The sequence below is a fragment of the Chitinivibrionales bacterium genome, assembly GCA_014728215.1.
Lineage (GTDB): Bacteria > Fibrobacterota > Chitinivibrionia > Chitinivibrionales > WJKA01 > WJKA01.
The window spans coordinates 33,164-45,911 of record WJLZ01000026.1 but is presented as its reverse complement, the minus strand read 5'-3'; the positions used below and the strand labels follow the sequence as shown (position 1 = coordinate 45,911).

The 12,748-nt window shown below is 44.1% G+C and carries 10 protein-coding genes; 5 read left to right on the top strand and 5 right to left on the bottom strand.

The features are described from left to right. The 4 genes from GF401_01920 to GF401_01905 all read right to left on the bottom strand — a co-directional run. On the bottom strand, nt 1-704 hold a 704-nt coding region (locus GF401_01920; protein MBD3343803.1), incomplete at its 3' end, for a hypothetical protein. Next, nucleotides 704-1,339 carry a hypothetical protein gene (locus tag GF401_01915; protein MBD3343802.1) on the bottom strand — a complete coding sequence of 212 codons (636 nt, stop codon included), beginning with the start codon at nt 1,337-1,339 and terminating at the stop codon, nt 704-706. The genes GF401_01915 and GF401_01920, both read right to left, overlap by 1 nt. Before the next feature lie 447 nt (nt 1,340-1,786). Further along, nucleotides 1,787-2,677 (bottom strand): hypothetical protein, encoded by an 891-nt coding sequence (locus tag GF401_01910; GenBank protein ID MBD3343801.1) that lies wholly within the window; start codon nt 2,675-2,677, stop codon nt 1,787-1,789. A 438-nt stretch (nt 2,678-3,115) separates the two neighbouring features. Then, a complete protein-coding gene (locus GF401_01905; protein MBD3343800.1) occupies nt 3,116-4,276 on the bottom strand; it encodes a glycosyltransferase in 1,161 nt (386 codons plus the stop codon). Nucleotides 4,277-4,519: 243 nt separating this feature from the next. On the opposite strand from GF401_01905, the gene GF401_01900 reads away from it, so the two are divergent. From GF401_01900 to GF401_01885, 4 genes are all read left to right on the top strand, one after another. After that, the gene (locus tag GF401_01900; GenBank protein MBD3343799.1) at nt 4,520-5,821 is read left to right on the top strand and encodes an aminotransferase class I/II-fold pyridoxal phosphate-dependent enzyme; all 1,302 of its coding nucleotides are present in this window, start codon (nt 4,520-4,522) and stop codon (nt 5,819-5,821) included. 3 nt (nt 5,822-5,824) lie between these two features. Further along, nucleotides 5,825-6,508 (top strand): HAD-IA family hydrolase, encoded by a 684-nt coding sequence (locus GF401_01895; GenBank protein MBD3343798.1) that lies wholly within the window; start codon nt 5,825-5,827, stop codon nt 6,506-6,508. After that, nucleotides 6,435-8,474, top strand: coding sequence for a hypothetical protein (locus tag GF401_01890; GenBank protein ID MBD3343797.1), 2,040 nt, complete (start codon nt 6,435-6,437; stop codon nt 8,472-8,474). Before GF401_01895 ends, GF401_01890 begins: the two co-directional genes overlap by 74 nt. A 120-nt stretch (nt 8,475-8,594) precedes the next feature. Then, a complete protein-coding gene (locus tag GF401_01885) occupies nt 8,595-9,041 on the top strand; it encodes a hypothetical protein (GenBank protein ID MBD3343796.1) in 447 nt (148 codons plus the stop codon). A gap of 99 nt (nt 9,042-9,140) precedes the next feature. Here GF401_01885 and GF401_01880 read toward each other — a convergent pair whose 3' ends face one another. Then, on the bottom strand, nt 9,141-11,876 hold the full coding sequence (locus GF401_01880; GenBank protein ID MBD3343795.1) for a PAS domain S-box protein: 2,736 nt from the start codon (nt 11,874-11,876) through the stop codon (nt 9,141-9,143). A gap of 188 nt (nt 11,877-12,064) precedes the next feature. Here GF401_01880 and GF401_01875 point away from each other — a divergent pair, with 188 nt between their 5' ends. Beyond that, nucleotides 12,065-12,739, top strand: coding sequence for an STAS domain-containing protein (locus GF401_01875; protein ID MBD3343794.1), 675 nt, complete (start codon nt 12,065-12,067; stop codon nt 12,737-12,739). Nucleotides 12,740-12,748: the final 9 nt, after the last annotated feature.

The following is a 12,748-nucleotide window of genomic DNA, read 5'->3' as shown; positions in this document are numbered from 1 at the left end:
TCAATGATTTTGTCCAGCATATATTCAAAATGCATATAATCATGATAATATCCACCCCAATAAAAGCCATGCTCTTCCATTATCCCAATAATCATTTTTCGCATATCAAAGCTTGTAGTTGCTCTTCTTGACCTTGAGGGGTAAGGATTTGTTACAGCATTGATATCAATTGCAGTACCGAAAGAGTGATTTGATAGTAATTCTCGCCTGACTAACTGACGGCCGTTATAGGGTATAGTTCCATCAAGGCGGTTCTTTTTACGATCATATTCAGCGCAATCGTGAGCCCAGTCAGGCCAATCTCCATTGGGTCTAATTGAATCATAATCGCTATTGTTTTTGATTGCGTTTCTAGTAGTAGAATTCTTTGAATATCTGAAATAAGTACCATATGTACATCCTAAATACAATTCGTAGTCACTAACCAGTTCTTTAATATTCGTGAATGCTGATGTTAATAACTTATGAAGTTTACTATGCATTCGTAGAGTTTTTGTTTGGTTCTTTTTAGGGCCAAAACCCGGCAGAGTAATTTTTTTGATTTGGGATTTGAATTCGCTTGACGTTGGGTCTCCCAGAAGTTTTTTCTTGGCAGAAAAAGAGGTAAGTTTACGTTCAATGTTTGGTTGACCAAAAAGCGAAATCACATCATCTTTCGTGCCGCATGTGTTTGTAGGAGGCTGGTATTTAAAATCTGTACTCATTATTTACATTCTTTGAAATGGTTGTTCTTCCATTTAATTATTTGTTGAATTTCATTTCTTTCCAAATCCCGAAAAACAAGTTCAAATATGCCGTCTTCGTCGACATCTTCAAAATCGAATGTTTCTCCTCCGCCTGCACCATCACTCTCGAATTTAAATGTTGTGGACATTGCATCGCTGTCTAAATTTGAACCTGTTAAAAAGTTGTGATAACCCTTTTTGTCAAAATAATGTGATAGTAACGTCGGCACCTTTTTATTATGAATAAAGTAGATACAGGTTTTCAAAGAATTATCAGCAGTTGAAATAAGTATAGAATCAACCGTCATCTTTTTCTGTGAATTTATAAGATAAAAAATATTTGAATAACCACTATCTTGCTTACAAAGAGTTTTTATTATCCAGTGATTTTCCCCCGCTTGGACCATCCATTCAATGGTACGCAATTCGAATGCTTTAATTATATCAGGCAACCGGTTGGTAGACTCTTTATATACGTAATATCCGCTATTTTTGACATAGGCTTCCTTATACTTTTTTTTCTCTTTCAAAGCATGAGCACGTTCGGAAAAATATGCAGCAACATTTACAAAAAATCCGTCTTTGAGATTTGAATAATTTGTAGTATTAATCACTGTCTTTGGATTTGATATCTCAGATTTCTTTGGTACGGTTTGAATTATTACGAGGTAAAAATTTGAAAGTATATTATCATCACAAAAGAAGGGCTTTGCATAAGGGCTGTTATTAGAATAGGCAATACTAAAATATGACTTGAATAGAAGAGATATTGTAAAGATTAAATAACAATATCTATATGTATTGCATATCCTATTCATACCTGAACCTCGTTGTTAAGTTCGCTTTTGGCGGCATGTGTTTACGAATGCGATAAATTTATATCAATGCATTCCACAAATACCAAAACGCTTTTAATAATAGTTGAATACCATATAAAATTGAATATCTATTTCCTTCATTAGCACCATATTTATACAATTATAGTTAACTAACCGACCATTTTTTGTGCCATGCGCTTGCATCGCATGTTAAAACTATACGCGACCGCAAAAAACCGCGCCTTAAACCGAAATCACAAACTCACTACTCTTTACCGCAATCTCACACGGGCCGCTCTTTTTGCCCCGCGCAGTGGCTTCGAATTCCAGCTTAAGCTCCTCGCCTTTATCATTAGGATCCTGAATTTTCCAATTGGCTGATACGGTGTCGTTCTCGGTTTTGCCGGAAACCGTGTCGATCCGAAGGCGGGAGCCGTCGGAAATATCAAAGATGTCAAATGAGACCGTTGCGTTTTCGGGGAGACCCCGGGTATCGCATTTAAGCAGGATCTCATCGTCTTCGACAACTGTCTCGGGGGTGGATTGCTTTTTCTGCTCATCCCTGTGTTCCCACCGGGGGTTGGAGAGAGAGACGGCGGCGGCTTCATCGAGGACACGGTCGGTTACCGCAGGGGCGCCGGAATCATCCTCTTCTGCTTCGGCCATTTCGATGATGTCCATTTGTTGATTGCTGAACCATTTCCTGAGTTTCGGATCCAGCATGTAGTTGAGCGGGATCCTGACAAATTTGATAATACCGCTGTCGATAAGGGACCAAAGGTAGCGGACTCTTCCGGCCTGATCATTGTAATCGAAAACGTAGTGGCGTATATCATAACTGAGCTGCTCGCTGGGGGTTAGATTCGCTGTTATGCCGTCAAGGTGATATGATATTTCCTGCAGCGAACTGTCCTGGAGAATATGTTCAACCTCGGCATGAAGCATGGAAACAAAGGGACAATCCGGCTTACCGATATCCCGGGAATGGACAAGCATGAATTTCCCCGGACGGATTACCCCGAAACAGAGCTTTTTGCAGGGATGGGTTAAACAGTTTCTGCATCCCGGGAAATTGAAATATCGCGACGGGTCTGCTGTTGTAATGCCGGATACAAATGTTTTTGATTCTTCCATACGCTTTTTATTATGCTCGGAAATGCGTTAGTTTTAACGCATGTGCCGGAAGCACATGGTACATAATATCCTTTAACCAGCCGAAGAACAAATATAACCGAAAAGCTCTACCTGCTTATTTCCAATATATAAAGAATAATATTTGCCCGATCAAACATTGTGTGATTTTCGTCACAAACGGGTGATTTTTTTTTAAAGGGGTTATTATTCCTCTACGTGGAGAGGAGTTTTTTCTCAAATCCTTGTCTCATATTGAAGAAATTTTGATTTTGGCAGGGGGCTGGGGACTGCCTCCTCCCATGGTCGGGTCCATGCCTGGAACCCAGCTTGGAAAATGCTTTTCCTGATAGCCCAACCCCCCGTCTTCGCCTCCCCCCACACATGGGGGGAAAAACAGCGATGAATCTCACGTTCTTTCTCTTCTCCCGCCCTTTTCTTTTATCCAACGATCTTTCCAATCTCCTTCAAAATAACTCTCACCCGGTGATCATAGGTATGGCGGCTCAGGACTTTTTTCATGCCCCGTTCTGCAATCGCCGCTCGTTCGGTTTCATGGCGAAGATAATAATCGATCAGTTCTTGCAGATGTTCACTGTTCCGAAAGACAACCAGCTCTTTTTTATCACCCTCGGTTTCGAAATACTCGTAGACCACTCTTTTCCGGCTGGTAATGATAAAACTGTTGGAGGCCAGGCTGTCGAACACCCGTTGCGTAAAGCCATCCCTGATGACCATGCGATTGATATCGAGATTGACTCTGGTCTGCTGGTAGACAAGATTGAGATTTTTATAGTAGCCAACTCCCCTTGAGACCTTTTCCGCCGGGATATCCTGCACCCATCCTTCGTCACCGAATACCTTGAAATCGGGGTATATGCCCTCAAGAGAAACAACAAGATTTTTCCGGTAAAGATAGCCGATAAAATGTTTCAGGTAGAATACCGCTTTCCTGACACTCAGATGGGAAGGGATCTCCCGCTGCGAAACGAGCTTTTCTATTTCACTTTCGATATCATATCCCATATCGGCCGAATATTTCCGGAGTAGGGGAGGTATATCACGAAGAAAGCTTTCGATATAGGTATCGCATTTTTTCAGATACTTATCCATCTGTTCACGGTATGAATTTCCGACAAAGCAGGTGTTTCGTTTGAAAGTCCGTTTTTCCGGGACCGGATGAAATATTGAAGGATCTGTTGCAAGGGGCAGGAATATCGCATTATATCCCTGATCGGTCATTTGTTTGATATACCCGCGGTCTGAGACAAAATCCAGCCTGTTTGGCGATGGGGGAAAATCGATGTTGTTTATAATCTGATGAAAAAAAGGATCATCCACACACCAGTTAATAAGGATGCAATGGTTTTTTACACAGAAATCGGCGATAACACCTTCGTTGTCCAGTCCCCAGTTGTTGATTGTAAGAAGGATCGTGCACTTATGCTGCTTGAGAACATTGCATACAAGCGCTGCCTGTTCTCTGGATGTTACCACAGTGATTTCAATAGCGATTACCCTGGTATCCGGTATTCGCCGAAAAGCGTTCATCAGCTCTTTTTCAACCAGATTTCTGTGGCTGAAACATGCGACAGTGATCATTTAACCGATCGGTCTCCTCTCTCAATAATTCATTAGAGTTTAAATTCTGCAGTTACATTGACAGGCCCCGGTAAATTGGCTTATTTTCTGTACTGCTGAATGGATTATAAACCTTACAGTTTTTATAGAATATACCTGATTTTCACTATCGGGAGTGCAAATTTGAGCCGAAGATTTCATCAATGGCGATGAGTCCTCGGCTGTTTTTATGTTCACCATGCAACGAGATGAATGGAGCAAAGGATGACGATGAATCCACAAGCGCAGGAATTGAACGATCTTATCAGAAATGTAAATCCTCATGTCTACGACCTTCTCTCCGAACGGGGTAGAAATATCTTTTTCCCGAAAAAGGGAATCCTGGGTCAGACTGCCGAGGCGGACGGATGTGAAATCAATGCCACAATAGGGACTGCGCTGGAGGATGACGGTTCCATCATGTGTCTCAACTCGATTGCGAAAAATGTTTCTCTGGATCCCAAAGATGTTTTCCCGTATGCGAAGAGTTACGGACGGCCCGATATCAGAAAGGTATGGAAAGAACATCTTCTGAAAAAAAATCCCCTGCTCGAAAATAAAGCAATAAGCCTTCCGGTCGTATCCAGCGCTCTGACCCATGGGTTGTCGATGGGAGGTTTTCTTTTATGTAATGAAGGCGACAGGATTATTCTTCCGGAACTGTTCTGGGGTAATTATCGTCTTATTTTTTGTCATGGCTGGGGTGCGCAACTTTCAAGCTATCCGACTTTTGTGAATAACAAGAGTTTTAATGTCGATGGACTGCGGGAAAAGCTCATTGAAGGAGCGCCGGGGAAGAGAATCGTTCTCTTGAATTCTCCCAACAATCCGACCGGTTATACGCCGACGGTTGAAGAAGCTCATCGGATCAGGGAAGTGCTTGTTGAAGCCGCCGAAGCGGGTAATACGCTTGCAGTCTTGATCGATGACGCCTATTTCGGGCTGGTCTACGAGAATGGCATTTTTCCGGAGTCCCTGTTCGGGCTTCTGGCCGACGCCCATGAGCGGATCCTTGCCGTCAAGTTTGACGGGCCTACCAAGGAAGATTATGTCTGGGGGTTCCGGGTGGGATTTGTAACCTTCGGGACAAAGAAGAACAGTCCGGAGTTTTATTCGGCCCTCGAGTCGAAAATCGCCGGTCAGATCAGAGGGAATATTTCCAATTCGTCCCATCTGGGCCAGTCATTACTGCTCAGAGCGTATTCGGATCCCGATTATGTCAAAGAGAAAAAACAGAAATATGATATCTTAAAGAAACGGTATCAAAGAATAAATGAGGTATTCAATACCCATCCGGAATACAGCGAGGTATTCGAGCCTTTGCCTTTTAATTCGGGGTATTTCATGTGTATCAAACCCTTTGTCTCCGATGTTGAGGCCTTACGGAAAAAGCTCCTCGAGAAATACAGTACCGGGTTGATTGTGGTGGGTGATATACTGCGCATAGCCTTCAGTTCTACTCCCTATGAAAAGCTGGATACCCTGTTTGCAAATATTTACAATGCCGGTAAAGAATTACAGGACTGATTCATGCATACATCGGTCTCGGGAATAATATTCGATTTTGACGGCACCCTCTATCACATGGGGTGGTATATGCGGCCGCTTATTACCCTGAAATTATTTCCCCACATCTGGAGACTTTCCCGATATATGAAAGTGCGGTCTGAACTGGCCAATAAGGATATGGGCTCCGGGGAACAATTAATGAATGAATTGTGCAGGCGATTGGCAGAAAAATCTCATTCATCACCCGCGAAGATGCAATCCTGGATTTTCAATTCCTTTTATCCTGCATTTATAGAAACCTTATCACTGTTTAAAAATTCACGCCCCGGAATAAATAAACTCCTGGAAAAATTGCACAGCAACAACATCAAGCTTGCTATTCTTTCGGATTACGATATGCTTAAAGAACGGTGCGAGAGATTGAATATCGATACCGCATACTTTGATAAGATTGTATCTTCCGAAGCTGCCGGGGCCCTGAAACCTGCGGTGCGACCCTTTGCAGAAATACAGAAAGCATGGGACCTTCCTCCTGAAAAGATACTGGTGATCGGTGACAGAGATGATACCGATGGTATAGCCGCATCTCAACTGGGCATGCAGTTCATGCACATGGAAGGCAAAAAGGCCTATGCAGGACCAAATGTTCGATCATGGCAAGAAATCAAAGGTTTTTTGTCCAAACTTGAGAATGGTAAGAGCTAATCTGCCGGAGCTGTTGAAAATGGAAAAAATTACCGTTGATTGTTCACAAACCGTCGCTCCTTTTAATCATTTCTGGAGAAGCACGGGATTTATCGGGGGGCATAAACTTTTTCGTGATGAATACCGGCAGAATATAGCACTTATCGGTTCCATTCCTCGAAAGGGGATCGAATTTGTCAGGATTCATAACATGCTGGATCTTGTTTTTGTCGATAATCTTGACAGCGAAGAGCCCGTGTATGAATGGACTTTTCTGGACAGAGCAATCGGGGTGCTCGTTGACAATGGGCTAAAACCATTTTTTGAGCTTATGGGTAATCCCCATCCACTCAAGGCTGCGGCAAGGTATATAAATCCTGCTGTCGATGATCCTGCCGAGCGGTTTAAAACGGCGCTTATGGGCTTGGAACCCCCGGGAGGCGAGGGTATATTTTCCGATTTTACCGATAAAAGGCAGCTTTACATGTGGAGGCGGCTGATAAAAGGCCTGGGAAGTCATTGTGTCGAACAATTCGGAGAAGATGAAGTCGTGTCGTGGTACTTCGAAAGCTGGAATGAACCCGATTGCCCGGCCTGGTGGCGCCAATTCTGGGAAAATCCCCAGTCACTGTGTCATTACTATGATGCCTGCTCTGAAGGGCTTTTCGAGGCCCACCCGGGGCTCCGTCTGGGAGGACCGGGGGGCCAGGGAAATCTCAACGATACCACCAAGGCCTTTCTGGCCCACTGCGACGGGGGAACGAATTACTTTACCGGGGAAAAAGGCGTCCGTCTCGACTTTATCTCCTTTCATGAGAAGGGGGCGATGCACTGTCTTGAAGACATCGATCCCGACAGCATGGGAATGTGTCAAAGGGAGATGAATTTTGTACAGTATGTCAGAGATAACCATCCCCGACTGGCCGATGTCCCGGTGATGAACAATGAATGCGATCCGCAGATCGGATTCGGAGCTGTTCATACCTGGCGGGCCCTTCCTTACTACCCGGCTTTTGTCGCAAAGATGATCAATCAACATCAGGTGCTCCTTATCGACAAACTGAAATGTTCCTATGAATTGCTGGGCAATGACAACGGCTTTACCGGACGGTGGGGACACCGGACTCTCTGTGCCCGCTTCGGTTCGGCGGACGAGGTGGACCACGGCGCCTTTGTCATGGTGAAAAAACCCATTTTCAATCTTATGGTCGGTCTGACACTCCTTGGTGATGAACGGTGCATGGTGACTCACAATTTCGACCCTTCATCCCGACTGGGTATTCTCGCCACAAAAGCCGGAAACGGGCAGATAGCACTGATGCTCTATAACAGCCGCGATAAAATCTATTCGGACGGTGAAGACGAGATAGAAATTATGCTTACCGGCATTTCTTTTGATACCGCCATGCTCACTCATTACCGTATCGATGATTCTCATTCCAATCCTTTCAGGATTTACGTGCAGAAGGGCGTGCGTCCCGACTGCCGCCCCGATGATCTTGTCGCAATACGAGCGGCGCAGGAGCTGGAATATCTCGAAGAGCCCCAGGAAATTGAAATCAAAAAGGGTTGTCTGAAAATAGAGGTGACCCTTCCATTGCCGTCGGTGAGCATTATCCTCTTGAGTAAAAAGCCCCAAGAAAAACCGGATAAAATAACAGGGCTTCAAGCAGATCGTTACAAAGGTTTGGTTGACATCAATACGACATTCACAGCGACCTGTGCGGAAAGCCGGGAGTCTGCACCTGCTGTGGATACCGAAGAAATCCTGCTTCGCTGGGACAGTATCGATTCCCGGACCATACGGACCTATGAGGTTCTGCAATCTGAAAAGAAAGATGGTCCCTTTTCCCGTGTAAACAAACAGAATATTCTCTGCTCATCGTATATACTTCCCCGTCCAAAAAGAAATACCTGCTACTATAAAATCCGGGCAGTTGATTGTTGGGGAAGGGCCGGTGAAGAATCGGAGATAATACATGTTTAGCTGATCCGGCGCTTCGATTCAGAATGCTAATATATTTTTCATTTCGCAAATAAGGGCTCCCATTCTATATTTTGTATACTACGTAAGGAACGGCATTTTAAACCGACTCAAGGAGGGGATATGAAAAGGCTTATGATATGCTTTTTCCTTGTAGCGCATATTGCATGTGTTAAAACGTACAGGGAGAAGGTGCGAACAACTCAAGTAGTTGAGCCGCAACAAAGCGTGCTTTACACGGCAAAACAGGAGTGGCCCGAAGATACATCAGAGGGGGTTACGGGTGTGGGGACAACTGCACCGGCTCAAGAGGGTGATGATATGGAAGAGCTTCGGGTGCGCGCGGAACATGGCGCATTGTTGCGGATATTCAGTACGTTCCGGGGAAGAGGAGTTGCTCCCGGGGTAACCGAAGATATGTTTTTTGCATGTGTCGAGCCATATGCCCGGGATATTTATATGCGAAAAAGGATATTGAAATTCGACCGGGTTGAAGTTGCTGTGCATATAAAGCACGAAGAAGTTGATAAAATCATGGAATGTTTAAAGCAGTATGAGGCCGAAGAGTAATAAATTATACCATAATTCTAATCAAACGCTATGAAGGGCTTTTGTGCAGCCAAACCGGCAGGGCACAAACATTCGGTCTAAAAGGAATGGTGTGCTCGGTTAATTGTCAATTCTGTCTGACTGTTGCTTTTTTCCGATAATCCCGGCTAATTTGTGAGATATCACTTTAAGGCTGAATGGTTTCTGGATAAATCCAAGGGCGCCGGCATCGAGGATTTTCTGGGCCGCTTCATTCATGGCATGGCCTGATGAAACAAGGGCTTTAATGTTGGCGTTGATTCTTTTCAGGCTGACAAAGCATGAGTAACCGTCGCAATGGGGCATCACGATATCGATAATGACAACATCTATTTCCTTGAAATGATCCGCATAGTACCGTTCGCATTCTACTCCGTCATTGCAGGTGATCACGGTATATCCCATTGTACTTAACAGGTCAGAAGCCATATCACGGATACTCTGTTCATCATCGACCACAAGGATGGTTCCCGTGCCCTTAATTATTTCGATATCACACTCTGTTTGTTCAGACGATGTGTCATGGGCAGCAGGGAAATACATAACCACTGACGTACCATTACCTGTTTCACTGTAGACTTCAATATATCCGTTGTGGCTTTTTATTGTACCGTATACACTCGCCAGCCCCAGTCCGGTACCCTTTCCCTTCTCCTTAGTGGTGAAAAAAGGTTCGAATATCCGCTTTTTTGTTTCCTCATCCATACCTATGCCGGTATCGTCTACGGTAACATAAACATACGTTCCCTGCACGACATGGTAGGGATGTTCCTGTGCAAATTTTTCATCCAATTCAACAAGTTCAGAATTGAATGATAATGTTCCTCCCTGAGGCATAGCGTCACGGGCATTCAATGCCAGGTTCAATATTGCGTTTTGGATCTGGGTATGATCGCCGATAATCACTGAGGGATCGGCATTGAGATTCTGTAGTATCATGATATTTTTTGGAACAGTACGTTCCAAAAGACCGATAACTTCATCAATAATATCATTCACATGAATAGCCGAAGATTCAAATTTACCCCGTCGTGCAAAGGCGAGAAGCTTGGTTGTCAGGTCGGCCGCCCGTTCCGAAGAATTGAAAATCATGGATGCATATTTCAGGAGCCTGGGATTGTCTTTTCCAAAGCTCTGTTTAATCAGGTCGGCATAACCGGCAATCGCACCCAGGGCATTATTGAAATCATGGGCAATACCCCCGGCAAGGAGGCCGATGGCTTCCATTTTCTGTGCCTGACGAAGCTGTGCTTCCAGGGCCTTTTTTTCTTCTTCCACTCTTTTCCGCAGGGTAATGTCCCGTGCAATTCCCAACACAACCTTTTTTGACTTTACGGTCAGTGGATAGGTACTGATTTCAACAGGGACGGTGCTTTCATCCTTTCTGGTTAGAATAAATTCGTCGGGTCCGGTTCCTTTTCCGCCGGCATTCCAGGCAAGATTTTTCACTGCCCGGGGAAGCTGATCTTGTGAAAGCAGGTTCAGCTTTAATAGATTGCTGCCGATTAGTTTTTCTCTGCTTAAACCGACTATCCTTTCAGCCTGACGGTTACCGTCGAGAAAAGTACCTTTCATATCATGGATATAGTAAGCATCCGGTGCATATTCAAAAAGCCGCTTAAAACCTTCTTCGGATTCCCGAAGATCTGATTCAGCCTTCTGACGAGTGCGTACTTCCTGACGAAGTTCCTCAACAGCATTCTCCAGTTCACGTGTTCGCTCGAGGACCGCAATTTGCAGCTCTGATTTGGCTTTCTGGAGTGCTTCCCGTGCCTCTTTGTGCAGCCGGATATCACGGGCGACAATTACAACACCCGATTCGGGGAGAAGAGATGCATTGATGCTTACCGGTATCGGTTTACCCTTCCGGCTTACAAATGTCAACTCATAGTTTTGAATGGTTCCCTGTTGACTAATACGGTCGAGTATATTGTAAACGCCCGGATCACGGAGCTGAGGAAACAGCGTTTCAACCGGTGCACCTTCCAGTTCTTCCTGTGTATAGTGCAGATGTTTTAGAATGGAGTAATTGATAGAAGCGATGTTGCCGTTCAGATCGACCAGCACAAGCATGTCGGTCATAGTCGATATTATCTTTTGTGCGGCAACGGATGGAGTGATACTCAAAAATCGATATTTTGTAATGGCAAATACCATCCCCGACGCCCAGAAAAGAATGAAGATGTTGGCAACCGGCGGAAAGATGATTGCATCGATATGTCTGATTACGACATTCGTTATGGTGCCCAGAAAAAGAGGAACGATTCCGGTGATGAATACAATCGTTGCCTGTTGCCTTTTAAAAACCGAAACGGCTCTGATGCGTGCCCGAACAATTATCAAAAGACCAAGGGCGGATAAAGAAAAGTAGTAGATGAAAAACAGAATGGGCCATAATGATTTTGTCCAGATACCGTACCAGCCAAAGGATTGTAGCGTATGGTTGGTAATTAACCCATCCGACCATTGCTTATAATTGAATATCGCTGCTGTTATTCCAAGAAAAATCCAGAAGGGTTTGGATTGTAACAGGCGTTTATTCCCTGAAAATATCGCGGCAAACAAAATGAAAAATATGCCGTAGCTGATCCATCCCACCGATGCAATATTTTCAAAAAGAATGGCCCTCTCCCGGGAAATGAAAGGATTATGAACAAATGATACACCAAAACTCCAGATGAAAAAGCAGAGCAGCGTTATCGAACATGCCTGATTGAGTGTTGATTTTCGATTTCTGAGAAAAACCGATATTGCAAGAAAAAGAAATGATACTGCAGCAAAAAAGTGGATATAGGAGAGAGCCTGGAAGTTATTCATACACGCATATATGTTCAATTACATAAAACCAACCTATTTAGCAATGGTACATCAAAAGCAGAAAAATAGCAATAAATTGCTATTGGGCAGATTGTCCTCGTTCTTTGAAGCGTTTTAATAACAGTTATATTATTTTACAGGAAACATATCGATAGCAGGCTATCGAACCTTTACCCGGGAGGTAGGCAATGGACCTGATTTTCACTTCCGAAAGAAAAAACGGCTATACCATGATGAATATTCGAGGGAAAATGACCTGCGGCACCATAGAGGTATTGCGAAAAGAGATCTATTATCTGATTGCCGGGGGAGCGGTTCATCTGGCCTTTAACCTGAACACCGTAACCGTAGTGGACAGCAATGCAATCAATATGTTCATTCACTTTCAGAAATTGCTTCAGCCAAAAAGCGGCAGCCTCTATTTCATCACTGTCCCACCGCGCATTTACTCAATTTTTAAGAGAAGCAGAGTTCTCCAGACCCTGCCCTGCTATTCGACCATCAATGAAGCGGATAACAATATCGGAATTCATATCGCCAGGGAAGAACGGGGGATGTATTGCTTGATCAGTCCTCCCCCTATATTTAAAGTGACATCTTTGAAATATGTGCGTAAAACAATCGACGATATTATCAGCACAGGGCACAGGCGTATTGCATTCAATCTCGAAAAAGTACTTGCCATCGACAGCAGTGCTATAGGGCTCATTCTGAATTTGCACAAGCGACTTCAATCTGAGGGAGGAGGTATTTCCCTGGTCAATATTTCCTCGGAAATATATCCTGCCCTTGAAGCTACCAATATGCTGCATCTTATTCCTCAGTATGACAGCATTAAGGAAGCTGATGAGAGAATCGCCTGAAAATGAAGC